At 65.5% G+C, this 16,475-nt stretch carries 18 protein-coding genes; 15 read left to right on the forward strand and 3 right to left on the reverse strand.

Going from position 1 to position 16,475, the window contains the following annotated elements; genetic code table 11:
- The 3 genes from sucC to ACOHWE_RS15655 all read right to left on the reverse strand — a co-directional run bounded on the left by sucC (position 1) and on the right by ACOHWE_RS15655 (position 3,166).
- Positions 1-1,194 (reverse strand): ADP-forming succinate--CoA ligase subunit beta, encoded by a 1,194-nt coding sequence (gene sucC, locus ACOHWE_RS15645; RefSeq protein WP_420667652.1) that lies wholly within the window; start codon positions 1,192-1,194, stop codon positions 1-3.
- A 314-nt stretch (positions 1,195-1,508) separates the two neighbouring features.
- Positions 1,509-2,471, reverse strand: coding sequence for a malate dehydrogenase (mdh, locus tag ACOHWE_RS15650; RefSeq protein ID WP_420667653.1), 963 nt, complete (start codon positions 2,469-2,471; stop codon positions 1,509-1,511).
- Between the two features lie 371 nt (positions 2,472-2,842).
- Positions 2,843-3,166, reverse strand: a complete 324-nt coding sequence (locus ACOHWE_RS15655; RefSeq protein WP_420667654.1) for a hypothetical protein — start codon at positions 3,164-3,166, stop codon at positions 2,843-2,845.
- Between the two features lie 346 nt (positions 3,167-3,512).
- On the opposite strand from ACOHWE_RS15655, the gene ACOHWE_RS15660 reads away from it, so the two are divergent.
- The 15 genes from ACOHWE_RS15660 to ACOHWE_RS15730 all read left to right on the forward strand — a co-directional run bounded on the left by ACOHWE_RS15660 (position 3,513) and on the right by ACOHWE_RS15730 (position 16,416).
- Positions 3,513-4,367 (forward strand): HpcH/HpaI aldolase/citrate lyase family protein, encoded by an 855-nt coding sequence (locus ACOHWE_RS15660; protein WP_420667655.1) that lies wholly within the window; start codon positions 3,513-3,515, stop codon positions 4,365-4,367.
- A gap of 36 nt (positions 4,368-4,403) precedes the next feature.
- Entirely contained in the window at positions 4,404-4,952 is a 549-nt protein-coding gene (locus ACOHWE_RS15665) for an NnrU family protein (RefSeq protein WP_420667656.1), read from the forward strand.
- A gap of 7 nt (positions 4,953-4,959) precedes the next feature.
- Positions 4,960-5,163 carry a DUF1737 domain-containing protein gene (locus ACOHWE_RS15670; RefSeq protein WP_420667657.1) on the forward strand — a complete coding sequence of 68 codons (204 nt, stop codon included), beginning with the start codon at positions 4,960-4,962 and terminating at the stop codon, positions 5,161-5,163.
- Positions 5,163-6,224 carry a MaoC family dehydratase gene (locus ACOHWE_RS15675; RefSeq protein ID WP_420667658.1) on the forward strand — a complete coding sequence of 354 codons (1,062 nt, stop codon included), beginning with the start codon at positions 5,163-5,165 and terminating at the stop codon, positions 6,222-6,224. Before ACOHWE_RS15670 ends, ACOHWE_RS15675 begins: the two co-directional genes overlap by 1 nt.
- Before the next feature lie 109 nt (positions 6,225-6,333).
- On the forward strand, positions 6,334-7,473 hold the full coding sequence (locus ACOHWE_RS15680) for a sensor histidine kinase (RefSeq protein ID WP_420667659.1): 1,140 nt from the start codon (positions 6,334-6,336) through the stop codon (positions 7,471-7,473).
- Complete coding sequence (locus tag ACOHWE_RS15685) at positions 7,470-7,928, forward strand: response regulator (RefSeq protein ID WP_420667660.1); 459 nt, start codon at positions 7,470-7,472, stop codon at positions 7,926-7,928. Before ACOHWE_RS15680 ends, ACOHWE_RS15685 begins: the two co-directional genes overlap by 4 nt.
- A 67-nt stretch (positions 7,929-7,995) precedes the next feature.
- Positions 7,996-8,685 (forward strand): DUF1194 domain-containing protein, encoded by a 690-nt coding sequence (locus ACOHWE_RS15690; protein ID WP_420667721.1) that lies wholly within the window; start codon positions 7,996-7,998, stop codon positions 8,683-8,685.
- Between the two features lie 194 nt (positions 8,686-8,879).
- The gene (gene sdhC, locus ACOHWE_RS15695) at positions 8,880-9,263 is read left to right on the forward strand and encodes a succinate dehydrogenase, cytochrome b556 subunit (RefSeq protein ID WP_420667661.1); all 384 of its coding nucleotides are present in this window, start codon (positions 8,880-8,882) and stop codon (positions 9,261-9,263) included.
- 18 nt (positions 9,264-9,281) lie between these two features.
- The gene (sdhD, locus tag ACOHWE_RS15700) at positions 9,282-9,653 is read left to right on the forward strand and encodes a succinate dehydrogenase, hydrophobic membrane anchor protein (RefSeq protein ID WP_420667662.1); all 372 of its coding nucleotides are present in this window, start codon (positions 9,282-9,284) and stop codon (positions 9,651-9,653) included.
- A gap of 20 nt (positions 9,654-9,673) precedes the next feature.
- The gene (gene sdhA / locus ACOHWE_RS15705; RefSeq protein ID WP_420667663.1) at positions 9,674-11,479 is read left to right on the forward strand and encodes a succinate dehydrogenase flavoprotein subunit; all 1,806 of its coding nucleotides are present in this window, start codon (positions 9,674-9,676) and stop codon (positions 11,477-11,479) included.
- A gap of 11 nt (positions 11,480-11,490) precedes the next feature.
- Positions 11,491-12,270 carry a succinate dehydrogenase iron-sulfur subunit gene (locus ACOHWE_RS15710; protein WP_420667664.1) on the forward strand — a complete coding sequence of 260 codons (780 nt, stop codon included), beginning with the start codon at positions 11,491-11,493 and terminating at the stop codon, positions 12,268-12,270.
- A 135-nt stretch (positions 12,271-12,405) separates the two neighbouring features.
- Positions 12,406-12,675 (forward strand): hypothetical protein, encoded by a 270-nt coding sequence (locus ACOHWE_RS15715; protein ID WP_420667665.1) that lies wholly within the window; start codon positions 12,406-12,408, stop codon positions 12,673-12,675.
- 69 nt (positions 12,676-12,744) lie between these two features.
- On the forward strand, positions 12,745-13,455 hold the full coding sequence (locus tag ACOHWE_RS15720; RefSeq protein WP_420667666.1) for a ZIP family metal transporter: 711 nt from the start codon (positions 12,745-12,747) through the stop codon (positions 13,453-13,455).
- 822 nt (positions 13,456-14,277) lie between these two features.
- Positions 14,278-15,453 (forward strand): type III PLP-dependent enzyme, encoded by a 1,176-nt coding sequence (locus ACOHWE_RS15725; protein ID WP_420667667.1) that lies wholly within the window; start codon positions 14,278-14,280, stop codon positions 15,451-15,453.
- A gap of 108 nt (positions 15,454-15,561) precedes the next feature.
- Entirely contained in the window at positions 15,562-16,416 is an 855-nt protein-coding gene (locus ACOHWE_RS15730; protein WP_420667668.1) for an urea carboxylase-associated family protein, read from the forward strand.
- The last annotated feature ends 59 nt before the right edge of the window (positions 16,417-16,475 follow it).

The raw sequence follows: 16,475 nt of genomic DNA on the forward strand, positions 1-16,475 counted from the left end.
TCAGCCCTTCACCGCCTTCACGATCTTCTCGGCGCCGTCCTTGAGGTCGTCGGCGGCGATCACGTCGAGGCCGGAGGTGTTGATGATCTCCTTGCCCTTGTCGACGTTGGTGCCTTCGAGACGGACCACCAGCGGCACCTTCAGGCCGACTTCCTTCACCGCGGCGACCACGCCCTCGGCGATCACGTCGCAGCGCATGATGCCGCCGAAGATGTTGACCAGGATGCCTTTGACGTTCGGGTCCGAGGTGATGATCTTGAACGCTTCGGTCACCTTCTCCTTGGTGGCGCCGCCGCCAACGTCGAGGAAGTTCGCGGGCTCGGCACCGTAGAGCTTGATGATGTCCATGGTCGCCATCGCGAGGCCCGCGCCGTTCACCATGCAGCCGATCTCACCGTCGAGCGCGATGTAGTTCAGGTCGTACTTGGAGGCTTCCAGCTCTTTCGGGTCTTCCTCGGTTGTGTCGCGCAGCTCGGCCACGTCGGCATGTCGGTAGATCGCGTTGCCGTCGAAGCTCAGCTTGGCGTCCAGCACCTTCAGGTTGCCATCGTCGGAGACGATCAGCGGGTTGATCTCCAGCATCTCCATGTCCTTCTCGACGAAGGCCTGGTAGAGCTGGCCCATCAGCCTCACGCACTGCTTGATCTGCGCGCCCTCGAGGCCGAGCGAGAACGCGATGCGGCGGCCGTGGAACGGCTGGTAGCCGGAGGCCGGGTCAACCGAGAAGGAGAGGATCTTCTCCGGGGTGGCTTCTGCCACTTCCTCGATGTCCATGCCGCCTTCGGTGGAGCAGACAAAGGAGATGCGCGAAGTCTGGCGGTCGACCAGCAGCGCCAGGTACAGCTCGCGCTCGATGCCGGAGCCGGCCTCGATGTAGATGCGGTTCACCTGCTTGCCCGCCGGGCCGGTCTGATGCGTGACCAGAGTGCGGCCGAGCATCTTCTTGGCTTCCTCGGCGGCTTCCTCGACCGATTTGGTCAGGCGCACGCCGCCCTTCTCGCCCGCGCCGGCTTCCTTGAAGGAGCCCTTGCCGCGGCCGCCTGCGTGGATCTGTGCCTTCACCACCCAAAGCGGGCCGTCCAGTTCACCCGCTGCGGTCTTTGCCTCTTCGGCTCTCAGCACCACCCGTCCGTCGGACACCGGGGCGCCATAGCTGCGAAGAAGGGCTTTGGCCTGATATTCGTGGATGTTCATCTGAAACTGTCCCGTCTGGCTGCAATTGTCGCGCACACTAGGCCGTCTCCGGCGGGCGGTTTAAAGGCTTTTCAGGCGGAGCGGCGGAAATTGGCGGAGATTTGCCAGATTTGTGATCACGCTTTTCAGGCGTGTGATCACGAATTTCCGAAGCCTTAACGGAGGGTGATTCGAAGCTGCGGCAAAGCGGCGCGCCCGGCACTCCGCGGCACGAAAGCGGCAGCAGGGCATGGACCCGTTTGCGGCAGGGGAGGCCGGAACAGCAAGTGGCCCGCCACGAGGGCGGGCCTTTCAGGTAGCTTGGCGTGGCGGGCTTATGCCAGCGAGGCGTCGATGCCCTTGCAGGCTTCGACCAGGCCTTTCACGGCGTTCACCGAGTTGGTGAACATCGCTTGCTCTTCCGAGGTCAGCTCGATCTCGACGATGCGCTCGACACCGCCGGCGCCGATCACGGTGGGCACGCCCACATACATGTCCTTCACACCCAGCTCGCCGTCGCAGTAGGCGGCGCAGGGCAGCACGCGCTTCTGGTCCTTGAGGAAGGCCTCGGCCATCTCGATCGCCGCGGTGGCGGGTGCGTAGAAGGCGGAGCCGGTCTTCAAGAGGCCCACGATCTCGGCGCCGCCATCACGGGTGCGCTGCACGATGGCGTCGAGTTTCTCCTGGCTGGTCCAGCCCATCTTGACCAGGTCGGGCAGCGGGATGCCGGCCACGGTGGAGTAGCGCACGGACGGCACCATGGTGTCGCCATGGCCGCCCAGCACAAAGGCGGTCACGTCCTTCATCGAGACGTTGAATTCCTCGGCCAGGAAGTGGCGGAAGCGGGCCGAATCCAGCACGCCTGCCATGCCGCAGACCTTGCTGTGCGGCAGGCCGGAGAATTCGCGCAGCGCCCAGACCATCGCGTCGAGCGGGTTGGTGATGCAGATCACGAAAGCGTCCGGCGCATGGTCGCGGATGCCTTCGCCAACGGATTTCATGACCTTGAGGTTGATGCCCAGAAGGTCGTCGCGGCTCATGCCCGGCTTGCGCGGCACGCCGGCGGTCACGATGCAGACGTCGGCGCCTGCGATGTCCTCGTAGGACTGGGTGCCCTTCAGTTTGGCGTCGAAGCCTTCCGAGGGACCGGACTCCGCGATGTCCAGCGCCTTGCCTTCGGGGGTGCCTTCGGCGATGTCGAACAGAACGACGTCGCCAAGTTCCTTCAGGGCTGCGAGATGTGCGAGGGTGCCGCCGATCTGACCTGCGCCGATAAGGGCGATTTTGGGTCGTGCCATTGGATGATTTCTCCGGTCCGGTTGAATTTGCCTGATGACCTACGGCGTAACGCCTTCCCGCGCAAGTGTTCTGCGCTGCGGCATCGGGCGCCGGGCGGGAGCTGGTCTGGAACGTTGAAGCCGGTGGGGCGCCTGCGCAGGGTCACCGGAATGGCGCCCCCGGCAGGATTCGGGCCGGTCTCAGGAAGCGGCGCGGGCGCATCCCGGCGCGCGGCCGCCGGTGGCACCAGCGGTGCCCGGGCGGCGGCATGGCGTGCGGCGGCCCGCCCTTCCGGCCGGGGCGGTCGCCGCGCCTGTATGGCCCTTCGGCCTGCCTCGTCCGTTGCGGCTTCGGCCTGCGCTTGGCCGGAGCCGATTCCGTTCCGCGCGCCTCAGGCGTCGCTCTCCATCTCCGGCAGCGCTTCGGCCAGCACCTCGTAGGATTGGCCGGAGGCGACCAGGCAGGTGATCCCGGTGGGGGTGGTTACGGTGATGGTCCAGCTGCCGGATTCGGCGGAGGCAAAGGTTTCCATCACCAGGCCGCGCTCACCCATGCCGATGCTCTGCCTGCTTTCGCCGTATTTCTCAGCCAGCCGCTGCACCACCTTCTCGCGCGGTGCGCATTTGCGCCCCTGCGCGGCAGCGGGTCCGGCGCTGAGCGCGAGCAGGGACAGCAGACACAGCCCCAAGGTCAGGTTCATTATTGTCTTCAGCATTGCGTTTCACCCTTCTCCCGAGCGGCCGGACAGGGCGGGGCGCCTCATGAGGCATCCCCGGTCGCCCCAAGCGGGCCGGTGTAGCGTTGGTCCTGGAAGCGGGCGCCTGCCCGCGGGCAGCTGCTGCGCCGTTTGGCGGCGAAGAGCCTTTGGCTTGATGTCTCCCAGCATGACTGTGAGGTGCTGAGATACGGTTAATCCGGCGATCTCCGGTATTTTACACTTCGTTTCAGCATCTTGCCGCGAGGCCGCAACGTCTGTGCTGCGTTGCGGCGGAATTTGCCTTGAAAGTTTGCATTCGATTCGGTAGCGGTTTGAGCAACAAAATAACCAAAGGAGAGGCTTCATGGATCCGCGCGCGCGCCCTTACCGTTCGGTTTTGTACATCCCCGGCTCCAAGCCGCGCGCCTTGGAGAAGGCCAAAACCCTGCCGGTGGACGCGGTGATCTTCGACCTGGAGGATGCGGTCTCGCCGGACGAGAAGGTGAACGCGCGCACGACGCTGGCGGAGGCGCTGGCCGGCGGCGGCTATGGCGCGCGGATGCGGATTGTGCGGATCAACGGGCTCGATACCGAGTGGGGGCGCGCCGATGCTGAAGCGGCAGCGCAGATGGACTGCGACGCGGTCTTGCTGCCGAAGGTGTCCTCCGCTGCGGATCTGGACGCGCTGGCGGAGTTCACCGGGGACAAACCGCTCTGGGCGATGATGGAGACCCCGCGCGGCATGCTGAACGCCGCCGCCATTGCCGCACACCCGAAGCTGCAGGGCATGGTGATGGGCACCAATGATCTGGCCAAGGAGCTGCAATCGCGCAGCCGCCCCGACCGGCTGCCGATGATGACGGGGCTGGGGCTATGCCTGCTGGCCGCCAAGGCCGAGGGGCGCGCCATCGTCGATGGGGTCTACAACGCCTTCAAGGACGCCGAGGGGCTTGCAGCTGAATGCGAGCAGGGCCGTGATATGGGGTTCGACGGCAAGACGCTGATCCATCCGGCGCAGGTGGAGGTTGCCAATGCTGCCTTTGCTCCGGCGGAAGAGGAGATCGAAACCGCCCGCCGCCAGATTGCCGCCTTCGAGGAGGCCCAGGCCGCGGGCCAGGGAGTCGCGGTGGTCGACGGCCGCATTGTCGAAAACCTGCATGTGGCCACAGCGCGGGAAATCCTTGCAAAAGCGGATGCAATCGCCGCGCTTTCCGCCTAGCTGTAGACGCAGAAAAAACGGCGAAAGGAGAGGGACATGGCGCTTTTGATTGCGGGGCTCGTGCTGTGGTGGGGAGCGCATCTGTTCAAGCGGCTCGCGCCCGGGCCGCGGGCCGCGATGGGCGACAAGGGTAAGGCCTTGGTGGCTCTGGCGCTGCTCTTGAGTGTTTTGCTGATGGTGCTGGGCTACCGTTCGGCCGAGGTCTACGACCTGGCCGCGCCGCCGCCCTTCCTGCGCCACATCAACAACCTGATGGTGCTGATCGCGATTTACATGATGAGCCCGGCACCGAAAAAGGGCGCGCTGCTTAATGGCATGCGGCACCCGATGCTGATTGGCATCAAGCTCTGGGCGGTGGCACATCTGCTGGTCAACTGGGATGCGGCCTCGTTCGTGCTGTTCGGCGGGCTTCTGGCCTGGGCGGTCACAGAGGTCATCGTGATCAACCGCGCCGAGCCAAACTGGTCCCCGCGCCCCAGGGGCAGCCTGGCCAAGGACGGTCTGTTCCTCATTGCGTCGGTCGCGCTCTACGGCGTGATCGGCTACATCCACGGGCTGATCGGCCCCTCCCCCTTTCCAGGATAAGTGACCCATGAAACTCTATCGTTTCCTGTCCGAGGACGACACCTCGGCCTTCTGCCACAAGGTGACCGATGCGCTCAACAAGGGCTGGGAACTGCACGGCAGCCCGACCCAGGCCTTTGACCCGGTGAAGGGCCTCATGCGCTGCGGCCAGGCCGTGGTGAAGGAGGCGGAGGGCACCTATACCCCCGAGACCAAGCTGGGAGAGAACTGATGCCCGAGGCCCGCACCGCCCCGAAAGCCGCCAAGACCAATCCCGGCCGCTTCTTCGAGGACTACCGCGTTGGCGAGGTGATCCGCCACGCAGTGCCGCGCACCGTCTCGGGCGGGGAGCGGGCACTTTATCATGCGCTGTATCCGGCGCGCCACGCTCTCTATTCCTCCGACGAATTCGCCCGCGCCTGCGGCCTGCCCGCCGCCCCGATCGACGATCTGGCCGCCTTTCACCTGGTCTTCGGCAAGACGGTGCCGGACATTTCGCTCAATGCGCTGGCAAACCTTGGCTATGCCGGCGGGCGCTGGCTGAAGCCGGTCTACCCCGGTGACACGCTGCGCGCGGAATCCGAGGTGATCGGGCTCAAGCAGAACTCAAACGGCAAGTCCGGCGTCGTCTATGTGCGCACCCGCGGGCTGAACCAGCACGATGATTGTGTGATCGACTTCGTGCGCTGGGTGATGGTGCGCAAACGCGATTCCGATACGCCTGCGCCGGAGACCGTGATCCCCGAGCTCGACAAGGTGATCCCGGCGGACCGGCTGGTGGTGCCGGAGGGGTTGGATTTTGCCAATTACGACTTCACGCTTGCCGGGGAGCCGCACCGCTGGGGCGACTACGCAGTGGGGGAGACTATCGACCACGTCGACGGCGTCACCATCGAGGAAGCCGAGCACATGATGGCCACGCGGCTGTGGCAGAACACAGCCAAGGTGCATTTCGACACCACCGCACGCCCGGATGGCACCCGGCTGATCTATGGCGGCCACGTGATCTCGCTGGCGCGCACGCTGTCGTTCAATGGGCTTGCCAACGCGCAGGTGATTGCCGGGCTCAACGGCGGGGCCCATGCCAACCCCTGCCTGGCGGGCACCACGGTGCGGGCATGGTCCGAGGTGCTGGACAAGGCCGACACACCCGCGCCCGGCGTCGGCGCGCTGAGGCTGCGGCTGGTGGCCGTTCGCGACGGCACGCCGCCCTTTGCACTGAAGGGCGGGGACGGCAAATACCTGCCCGGCGTGCTGCTCGATCTCGATTACTGGGCGCTGATGCCGCAATAGGCGCTGATCACCGCCTTCGGAGGGAGGTCCCGGGATCGGTTAACTCAATCTTTACTTTTGCATGGCGACAATCTACAACCTATAGGGGCGGCTTCTCATAGGGTGGCACATGCTGGACCGGCACTACCTCGAGGATGAGTTGTCGCAGCTGATCCAGACCGACCCTTCGGTCTGGCAGTTCATCCAGGAAGGCTCCCTGGACGGGATCTGGTACTGGGATCTGGAAAACCCGGACCAGGAGTGGATGAGCCCGGAGATATGGCGCCTGTTCGGGGTCGATCCGGCCAGCAAGCGCCACGATCCTTCGGAATGGCAGGACCTGATCAACCCCGACGACCTGAAGCGGGCGCTGGAAAATTTCGACGCCCACTGCGCCGACCCCAATCACCCCTATGACCAGATTGTGCGCTATACCCATGCCGACGGATCCACGGTCTGGGTGCGCTGCCGCGGCATCGCGATCCGGGATGAGAGCGGCAAACCGGTCCGGATGCTGGGCGCGCACAATGACCTGACCGCGGTGAAACGCGCAGAGCAGACCGAGAAGGCCGGTGCGGTGCTTGCGACAGAGGAGTTGCGCGCCTTCTCCTACGCGCTTTCTCATGATCTGAAGGCGCCTGCGAACACTGTTCTGATGGTGCTGAACGAACTGAGCGAGCATCTGGAGGGCCAGCTTGACGGCGAAGGGCGGGAGATGCTCGCCATTGGGCTCAAGACAGTGATGCGGATGCGCAGCCAGATCGATGCACTGCTGAACTTCACCCATGTCACCGAAAACCGTCAGCGGCACGAGGATCTGGACCTCGCTGCCCTGACGCAGGAGGTGCTCTCCGACCTCAGGGGCGACATTGCCGGGGCAAAAGCCGGAATCGAGGTGGGTGAGCTTCCGGTCTACTCCGGCAACGCGGTGCAGATCCAGATGCTGATCCAGAACCTGCTGAGCAACGCCATCAAGTTCAGGCGCCCCGGGCAACCGCCGCGGATGCGCATCAGCGCTGCCCCGTTAGACGGAGCGGGCGGCGTGCGGCTGTCGGTTGCCGACAACGGCATCGGCATCGCACCCGCTGACCGGGAGAAGATCTTTGGCATGTTTCAGCGGCTGCATGTCTATCAGGACTATCCCGGCTCCGGGCTGGGGCTGTCGATGTGCCGCCGTGTTGCGCGGAACCACGGCGGCAGCATCACCGTGGCGGACACTCCGGGTGGGGGCACCACCTTCATCGTCAACTTGCCGGGAAAACACTCATGAATGGGCCGAGCCAAGACCAGCCGGCCATCGGGCGGGTCGTTGTTGTCGATGACGACCGCGCCGATCAGATCTTTTACCGGCGCATCATCCGCCGCTCCAAGCTCGCGGATGACATCATCATGTTCGACTACGCCGAAGAGGCACTGGAGTTCCTCTCCGGCGACGACTGCCCGCCGGTTGACGTGATCCTGCTCGACATCAACATGCCGCGGATGAATGGGTTCGAGTTTCTGGAGGAGGCCTGCCGGCGCTTGGGGCCGGACCTCGGTCAGGCGCTGGTGGTGATGCTGACCTCCTCGCTGGACCCGCGCGATCTGCAGCGGGCACAGCGGTTCGAGGCGGTGAAAGGCTACCTGAGCAAGCCGCTTACGGTGGACTGCCTGCAGCGGATTTCCGACCTGCTGGCCGGCAAGCTGGAGCGGGACGCGGGCTCGGGGCTTCTGCTGCATCAGTGACCGGAGCGGGCGCGGCGCTGGCATAAAAGTGATGACCCGTGGGTCAAATCCCGCCTACTCTCGGCCCATGCGGGTCCTGCGGCATCTGTTTCTATCCCTCATTTTCCTGGCACCGTTCAAGGCGGCGGCCTGCGATCTGGCGCTGGTGCTGGCGGTGGACGTTTCGGGCTCCGTGGATTCCGGTGAATACCGGGCGCAGATGGATGGTTTGGCGGCGGCGCTGCGCGACGGCATCGTGGCAGAGTCGCTGGTGCGCGGCCGGGCCCAGGTTATGCTGCTGCAATGGTCGGGAAGCGCGCGCCAGGAGGTGACCCTGCCCTGGACAGAGGTGCAGAGCTTCGCCGGGCTCGAGGCCCTGGCGCAGCGCATCGAGGAGGCGCCGCGGCCCTGGCGCAACTACTCCACCGCGGTGGGAGAGGCGCTGGCGCTGGGGCTTGCGCAGTTCGGCGCCGTCCCCGGCTGCCGCCGCCGGGTGATCGACATTTCCGGCGACGGCCCTTCCAACGAAGGCGCCGAGCCGCGCACTCTGCAGCCGGCCTTGCGCGCCGCGAACGTAACCGTGAACGCCATCGCCATCGAACAGAGCGAGCCGGACCTTACCGCCTATTTCTACGAGAACGTGATCCTGGGGGAGGGGGCCTTTGTGGTCACTGCCGCGAGCTTTGCGGACTACCCCGAGGGCATCCGCAAAAAGCTGCTGCGGGAGGTGGCGCGGCAGACCGCGGCGCTGCCCGCAGCCGCCGGGAGTTTGCGGTAATTTGCAGACCCGGTATTGATTCTGTAAAGAATTTCCAATTGCAGCGTTTGTGATCACTATTGAATGGCGTGTGATCACAACTATCGGCGTTTTCGCGCTAACGGGACAAATAACCGCGTATTTTTACCCTTCGTTCGGGTGACAGTCCGCAAAAATCGGCTAAAACGTCGTCAGCCAACCGGAAAGGAGCCAAAATGGCCGATGTTAATCGGGGCAACCGCCCGCTTTCGCCACATTTGCAGGTCTACCGTCCGCAGCTGACTTCCATCACGTCGATCCTGACGCGGATCACCGGCAATGCGCTGATCGTTGCGGCGCTGCTGATTGCCTGGTGGTTTCTCGCCGCCGCCACTTCTGCGGAAAGCTTTGCCTCCGCCAATGCCGTGCTGACCAGCTGGTTCGGCGATCTGGTGCTGAGCCTGTCCGTGCTCGGCCTGTGGTATCACACGCTGGCCGGTATCCGGCACCTGATCTGGGACAACGGCTACATGCTGGACCTGGACCAGGCCGAGAACCTGGGCTGGATCGTCCTGATCGGTTCAGTTGCCCTCACCCTTTTCACCCTCATCATCGTTTGAGCCGGGAGAATTGACGCGATGCGTTTTCTGACTGACCGCAAGCGGGCCATGGGGCTCGGCAGCGCCAAATCCGGCACCCAGCACCACTGGTCGATGCAGATGAGCTCGATCGGGCTCCTGATCCTGGTGCCGCTCTTCGTCTTCACCTTCGGCCCGGCGCTGGGCGGCTCCTACGAGGAGATCACCGCCTATTATTCACGCCCCTTCCCGGCACTGGTTGCCGCGCTGACCATGTGGGTGGGCATGATGCATTTCAAATCCGGTGCCCAGATCATGATCGAAGACTACGTGCACGGCCTGCCCGGGCGCCTGACGATCATCCTGGTGAACTGCCTGTCTTATGCAGTGGCCGCCGCCAGCGTCTATGCGCTGGTGCGCCTGGCCCTCTGACGAACCCCGAGGTTTTTTCTATGGCTGCTTACGAATACGAAACTCACGAATACGACGTGGTTGTCGTCGGCGCCGGCGGCGCCGGCCTGCGCGCGACGCTCGGCATGGCCGAACAGGGGCTGCGCACCGCCTGCGTCACCAAGGTGTTCCCGACCCGCTCCCACACCGTGGCGGCGCAGGGCGGCATCGCCGCGTCGCTGGGCAACATGGGTCCCGACAGCTGGCAGTGGCACATGTATGACACCGTGAAGGGCTCGGACTGGCTGGGCGACACCGACGCGATGGAATATCTCGCCCGCGAGGCGCCCAAGGCGGTGTACGAGCTGGAGCACTACGGCGTGCCGTTCTCGCGCACCGAGGAGGGCAAGATCTACCAGCGCCCCTTCGGCGGCCACACCACCGAGTTCGGTGAAGGCCCCGCGGTCCAGCGCACCTGCGCCGCCGCCGACCGCACCGGACACGCCATCCTGCACACGCTTTATGGCCAGAGCCTCAAGAACAACGCGGAATTCTACGTCGAGTATTTCGCCATCGACCTGATCATGTCCGAGGACGGGCAGTGCCAGGGCGTGGTGTGCTGGAAGCTCGACGACGGCACCATGCATGTCTTCAACGCCAAGATGGTGGTGCTGGCGACCGGCGGTTATGGCAGGGCCTATTTCTCCGCCACTTCCGCGCATACCTGCACCGGCGACGGCGGCGGCATGGTGGCGCGCGCAGGGCTGGCGCTGCAGGACATGGAGTTCGTGCAGTTCCATCCGACCGGCATTTACGGCTCCGGCTGCCTGATCACCGAAGGCGCGCGCGGCGAAGGCGGTTACCTGACCAACTCCGAAGGCGAGCGTTTCATGGAACGCTACGCGCCGCAGTACAAGGATCTGGCACCGCGCGACTATGTGTCCCGCTCCATGACCATGGAGATCCGCGAAGGCCGCGGCGTGGGCGAGCATGGCGACCATATCCATCTGAACCTGTCCCACCTGCCCGCCGAAGCGCTGGCTGAGCGGCTGCCGGGGATTTCGGAAAGCGCCAAGATCTTTGCCGGCGTCGATGTCACCAAGGAGCCGATCCCGGTTCTGCCCACCGTGCACTACAACATGGGCGGTATCCCGACCAACTACTGGGGCGAGGTTCTGAACCCGACCGAAGACGATCCGACCGCAACCGTGCCGGGCCTGATGGCCGTGGGCGAGGCGGGCTGCGCCTCGGTGCATGGCGCCAACCGTCTGGGCTCGAATTCGCTGATCGACCTCGTGGTCTTCGGCCGCGCCGCGGCGATCCGCGCAGGCAAGGTGGTGGACGCAGAAGCCGCCAACCCGAAGCTGAACCAGGCCTCCGTCGGCAAGGCATTCGAGCGCTTCGACAGTCTGCGCTACGCCAAGGGCAGCACGCCCACGGCCGAGCTGCGGCTGGAGATGCAGCGCACCATGCAGGAAGATGCGGCTGTGTTCCGCACCGACAAGACCCTCAAGGAAGGCGTCGAAAAGATGACCGCGATCGCCGGAAAGCTCGATGACCTCAAGGTCACCGACCGCTCGCTGGTGTGGAACTCCGATCTGATGGAGACGCTGGAGCTGACCAACCTGATGCCGAATGCGCTTGCCACCATCGTGGGCGCCGAGGCGCGCAAGGAAAGCCGCGGCGCGCATGCGCACGAGGATTACGCAGAGCGCGACGACGAGAACTGGCGGGTGCACACCGTCTCCCGCGTCGATGGCACGAAAGTCACCCTCAGCTACCGGCCGGTGATCACCGATCCGCTCACCACCGAGGATCAGGGCGGCATCAGCCTGAACAAGATCGCGCCCAAGGCGCGGACGTTCTAAGGAGAGGCATCATGGTTGAATTTACGCTCCCCAAGAACTCGCGCATCACCACGGGCAAGACCTGGCCAAAGCCGGCGGGCGCCAGCAACGTCCGCAAGTTCCAGATCTACCGCTGGAACCCGGATGACGGCCAGAACCCGCGGGTCGATACCTATTTCGTCGACATGGACAGCTGCGGCCCGATGATTCTGGACGCGCTGATCAAGATCAAGAACGAGATCGACCCGACGCTGACCTTCCGCCGCTCCTGCCGCGAGGGTATCTGCGGGTCCTGCGCGATGAACATCGACGGCATCAACACGCTGGCCTGCATCTACGGCATGGACGAGATCGAAGGCGACGTGAAGATCTACCCGCTGCCGCATATGCCGGTGGTGAAGGACCTGATCCCCGATCTGACGCTTTTCTATGCCCAGCACGCCTCGATCATGCCGTGGCTGGAAACCAAGACCAACCGCCCGGCGAAGGAATGGAAACAGTCGATCGAGGACCGCAAGAAGCTTGATGGCCTCTATGAATGCGTGATGTGCGCCAGCTGCTCCACCGCCTGCCCGAGCTACTGGTGGAACAGCGACCGCTATCTCGGCCCGGCGGCGCTGCTGCACGCCTACCGCTGGATCGTGGACAGCCGCGACGAGGCGACGCCGGAGCGGCTCGACGATCTTGAAGACCCCTTCAAGCTCTACCGCTGCCATACCATCATGAACTGCGCCAAGACCTGCCCCAAGGGCCTGAACCCTGCCAAGGCCATCGCGCATATCAAGAAGATGATGGTCGAGCGCACGCTCTGATCCGCAAAGCTCTGCCGGTGCGGCCGCTGCCGCGCCTCCACGATTGATCGCGCCCCGGTTTCCTGCGAAACCGGGGCGTATAACGTTCCGGGCCCTCCCTGAGGGCAGGGCGCAGGGCAGGCGGAGGACACGGGCATGAACAGGCATTTTCCGGCTCTGGCGGCAGCGGCGCTGCTTGCGGGGTGTATTACGGCGGGTGACAGCGACCGGCTCGGCGCCCAGATCGCCGCCTCTGACGCGCGGCTGCCGGGTTGCATTGCTGAGGCCGGGATTACAGGGAGCTACCGGGTGCAGACCCAAGTGCTGGGCCATGGGGCAGGGGCCACGGTGCTGCGCCGGGTGGAGCCGGGCGCGGGCGTGAGCGAGGCGCAGGCCGCGCAGGCAACCTCCTGCCTCAACGCCTGAACCGCGGCGGCGTTTGGCGGCGTCTTCGGCGCAGTTGTGAAGCCTGCCGCGCGGGCCTAGGCTCTCGCCATGCAACCCGTTCTCTATGCCGTTCTCCTGTCGGCCGCCGCCGGCCTGTCGATGCCCCTGGGCGGGCTGCTCGCCGTCTATGAGCACATCCGCAACCCGGTGGTGCGCGACGCGGTGCTGCATGCGGTGACCGCCTTTGGCGGCGGCGCGCTGGCGGCTGCGGTGGCGCTGGTGCTGGTGCCCGAGGCGGCGGAGGCGCTTTCGCCGCTCGCGGCCGTGGCGCTGTTCCTCGCGGGCGGGGCGGCCTTCTACCTGGTCGATGGGGCCCTGGAGCGGCGCGGCGGCAGCTGGGCGCTTTTGCTTGCAATGATGCTCGACTTCCTGCCCGAGGCGATGGCGCTGGGGGCGATGCTGGTGGATCAGGCCGCCACTGCCTATGTGCTGGCCGCGATGATCTTCCTGCAGAACGTGCCGGAAGGTTTTGCCGCCTTCCGTGAGCTCTGCCGCAAGGACAGCCCGGCCTGGCCGGTGCTGGCAGGTTTCACCGGCCTTGCCGCGCTCGGACCGCTTTGCGCGGTGGCGGGCACCCTGTGGCTTGCGGATGCGCCGGAGGCACTTGGGGCAGTGATGATATTTGCCGCGGGCGGGATACTCTACCTGCTGTTCCAGGACATCGCGCCCAAGGCGCGGGGCGGGGGCAGCAGCGCCCCGGCCCTGGGGGCGGTCGCGGGATTCGCGCTGGGGCTGGCGGGGCATTTGCTGGCTGGTTAGGGATACTGGCTGCCCACACGTCGGTTTCGCAATGGCCACGGCGCCATTGCGGACATGCCTGCTGCGCCGCGCGGCAGCAGGCCCTGCCTGGGTGGCGGGAGGAAACCGGGAAAGACCGGAGGCAACCTAGACGACGCTGAGCCAACATCCCGCGGTTCCCGCAACCGAAGAGACCCGCAGCGCCGCAGCCCGCACCGCTGCGGAGGCGCTGGACCAGGCCTTTGCCTTCTATACGCCCGAAGCCGCGCCGGAAGCGCCCGCTGCGGCACCTGCGGCGGAAGAATGCCGGCCCGCGGCCTGAGACTTGCTGCTTCCCCGCCACCGGCGGCCCCGTTGCGGTGTCGCGGCGCCGCGCCTAGATAGGGGCCATGCCGGTGCTTCTTCTCCTCCTTCTGGCCGGGGTGCTCGCTTATTTCTTCTGGCGCCGCCGCACCACCAGCCTTACCCGCGACTGCCGCTGGCGGCAGGAGCGCGCCCAAGCGCGGTGGCGCTGCAGCGCATGCGGCGCGGTCGAGCCGGGGGAGGCTCCGCCCCGCGTCTGCCGCAAGCCGCAATAGGGCAGACCCGGCTTATCGCTCAGCTCCCGCGGCCGCAGGCGGCCCGGTGCCGCCGGGGTGGAACCTGTGACTGAAAAAGCGCTGCGGAAAAGACTGAAAAATTGCCGCAGAAAATACTTGAAAGACTCGTTCTCTTGCCCGATATGGGCGCTCTAGACGCCAACGCACGCGCCTCTGTCGAAAGGGCTCACTCCCCTAAGGTTACGTAGCGACGGTAACGTCTCTGATGGAACTGAGCGGTCATATATGGCCGGGTCTTTTGGAGATGACAATGAACGCATTCGCCGCTGGGCAAACCGCCCTCGAGCCTGTTTCTGTTCCCCGCCACCTGCATTACATCGCCCAAGCGCATTTCGACCGCCCGACCCTGGTGATCGACAGCGAGGCCGTTGCACGGCAGTACCGAGCGCTGGACCGCGGTTTGGGCCGCGCCCGCATCCATTACGCCGTGAAAGCCAACCCGGCCCCCGGCATCCTGGAAATGCTGGCCCGCCTCGGCTCCAATTTCGACGCTGCCAGCCGCGCCGAGATCGAGATGTGCCTGGCAGCCGGTGCCACCCCGGACCGGATTACCTTCGGCAACACCATCAAGCGCGCCTCCGACATTGCCTTTGCCCACGCGCTGGGGATTACCCATTTCTCCGCCGACGCGGTGGAGGAGCTGGACAAGCTTGCCGAACATGCGCCGGGCGCGCATGTCTGCCTGCGCGTGGTGGTCGAGGCCTCCGGCGCCGACTGGCCGCTGAGCCGCAAGTTCGGCTCCTCGCCCGAGATGGCGCTCGAGCTGATGGACGCTGCCGCCGCCCGCGGCCTCTCGGTGCACGGTCTGTCTTTCCACGTCGGCTCGCAAACCCGCGATCCGCTGATGTGGGCGCCGGTGCTGGATCAGGTCGCCGAAGTCTGGCGGCAAGGCCGCGATGCGGGCCATGACCTGCGGCTGATCAACATCGGCGGCGGCTTCCCGGCCGCCTACCGCAGCGAAGTGATGGCGGCCGAGGAATATGCCCGCGTGGTGATGGCCCAGGTCGAGGCCCGCTTCCCCGATGCGGCCGAGGTGATGGCCGAGCCGGGCCGCGGCCTGGTCGCCGAAGCCGGTGCGATTGCCGCCGAAGTGCTGCTGGTCTCGAAGAAACACGCCGACGACCTGCACCGCTGGGTGTATCTGGACATCGGCAAGTTCTCGGGCCTCGCTGAGACCATGGACGAGGCGATCCGCTACCGGATCACCACTGCCCGCGATCACGAGACCTTCGGGCCTTGCGTTCTTGCAGGCCCCTCCTGCGACAGCGCCGATGTGCTCTATGAGAAGCAGCCCTTCCAGCTGCCGCTGGGCCTGACGGCGGGCGACCGCGTGGTGATTCACTCTTGCGGCGCCTACACCTCGACCTATTCCTCGGTCGGCTTCAACGGCTTCCCGCCGCTGGACGTAGTGGTGATCTGATCCGGGCAAACCGGACGTGATCCGATCTGACGGAACAAGCCGCGGCAGGGGTTGCACCTCTGCCGCGGCTTCGTCTTGATGGGGCAAACGAACAGGAAGGTCTGCCTGATGCCCTCTCTCTCTGCCGCGCCCGAAGACGCCGGGGCCCGCCGCGCCGTAAAGCCGGTGATCTGCTACCCGAACGAGACTCTGCCGGTACCGGACCTCGCGCTCTACCGCCGCGCCCGGGCGGGTGCGGTAAAGACCGGCGAGCTGCTGGCCCAGCCGCGCGATGCCGCGTGTTTCGAGGTGCCCGCGGGGCATTTCTTCCGGATTTCTTCGGTCGAGGGGCCGCAGGTCGGCGATCTCAACCTGTGGAACCGCCATGACTTGTCCGAGCGGTTCTACTCCGGCAAGACCCGGGCGCTGCACGGCACCCATGTCACCACGGGCGAGCGGCTGTGGAGCAGCCTGCCGCAGCTGCGCCCGATGGCGACCATCATCGAAGATACGCTCGACTGGTACGGCATCGATCCTTACGGCGGCGCGGTGCATGACGTGATCGGCACCCGTTGCGATCCCTATACCGGCAACCTCCTGAAGGGCAGCCAGTACCACCATTGCTGCCATTCCAACCTGACCCGGGCGCTGGCCGATCACCTCGGCCTGCCGCTCCTGGAGGCGGAGCCGCATGTGCATGACGTGCTGAACGTCTTCATGTGCACGGGGTTCACCCGCGATACCGGCCAGTATTTCATGAAGGCAAGCCCGGTGCGGCCAGGCGATTACCTGGAGTTTTTTGCAGAAATCGACCTTTTGGGAGCACTCAGCGCTTGCCCGGGCGGGGATTGCTCGGCCGAGCATACCTCGGATGCGGCCGCCTGCCATCCGCTGCTGATCGAGATATTTGCCCCGGTGGAGGGTGCGCTGGAGGGCTGGCAGAGCCCGGCGCCGAACGGCTACGACCGCAGCCACGGACGCTGAACACGCTTCCGGGAACAGAGGCAGGGGAGGGCTCCCGCGCCCCGGTGCCGCATTGCAAA

The organism is Cribrihabitans neustonicus (assembly GCF_048820895.1).
In the GTDB taxonomy this organism is placed as follows: Bacteria; Pseudomonadota; Alphaproteobacteria; order Rhodobacterales; family Rhodobacteraceae; genus Cribrihabitans_A; species Cribrihabitans_A neustonicus.

Coding starts and splice junctions, on each gene's coding strand:
- ACOHWE_RS15655 (WP_420667654.1), bottom strand. CDS start 3,166: ATGCTGAAGACAATAATGAACCTGACCTTGGGGCTGTGTCTGCTGTCC.
- sdhA (WP_420667663.1), top strand. CDS start 9,674: ATGGCTGCTTACGAATACGAAACTCACGAATACGACGTGGTTGTCGTC.
- ACOHWE_RS15680 (WP_420667659.1), top strand. CDS start 6,334: ATGCTGGACCGGCACTACCTCGAGGATGAGTTGTCGCAGCTGATCCAG.
- ACOHWE_RS15690 (WP_420667721.1), top strand. CDS start 7,996: ATGCGGGTCCTGCGGCATCTGTTTCTATCCCTCATTTTCCTGGCACCG.
- ACOHWE_RS15730 (WP_420667668.1), top strand. CDS start 15,562: ATGCCCTCTCTCTCTGCCGCGCCCGAAGACGCCGGGGCCCGCCGCGCC.
- ACOHWE_RS15665 (WP_420667656.1), top strand. CDS start 4,404: ATGGCGCTTTTGATTGCGGGGCTCGTGCTGTGGTGGGGAGCGCATCTG.
- ACOHWE_RS15685 (WP_420667660.1), top strand. CDS start 7,470: ATGAATGGGCCGAGCCAAGACCAGCCGGCCATCGGGCGGGTCGTTGTT.
- ACOHWE_RS15710 (WP_420667664.1), top strand. CDS start 11,491: ATGGTTGAATTTACGCTCCCCAAGAACTCGCGCATCACCACGGGCAAG.
- mdh (WP_420667653.1), bottom strand. CDS start 2,471: ATGGCACGACCCAAAATCGCCCTTATCGGCGCAGGTCAGATCGGCGGC.
- ACOHWE_RS15725 (WP_420667667.1), top strand. CDS start 14,278: ATGACAATGAACGCATTCGCCGCTGGGCAAACCGCCCTCGAGCCTGTT.
- ACOHWE_RS15720 (WP_420667666.1), top strand. CDS start 12,745: ATGCAACCCGTTCTCTATGCCGTTCTCCTGTCGGCCGCCGCCGGCCTG.
- ACOHWE_RS15670 (WP_420667657.1), top strand. CDS start 4,960: ATGAAACTCTATCGTTTCCTGTCCGAGGACGACACCTCGGCCTTCTGC.
- sdhC (WP_420667661.1), top strand. CDS start 8,880: ATGGCCGATGTTAATCGGGGCAACCGCCCGCTTTCGCCACATTTGCAG.
- sdhD (WP_420667662.1), top strand. CDS start 9,282: ATGCGTTTTCTGACTGACCGCAAGCGGGCCATGGGGCTCGGCAGCGCC.
- ACOHWE_RS15660 (WP_420667655.1), top strand. CDS start 3,513: ATGGATCCGCGCGCGCGCCCTTACCGTTCGGTTTTGTACATCCCCGGC.
- sucC (WP_420667652.1), bottom strand. CDS start 1,194: ATGAACATCCACGAATATCAGGCCAAAGCCCTTCTTCGCAGCTATGGC.
- ACOHWE_RS15715 (WP_420667665.1), top strand. CDS start 12,406: ATGAACAGGCATTTTCCGGCTCTGGCGGCAGCGGCGCTGCTTGCGGGG.
- ACOHWE_RS15675 (WP_420667658.1), top strand. CDS start 5,163: ATGCCCGAGGCCCGCACCGCCCCGAAAGCCGCCAAGACCAATCCCGGC.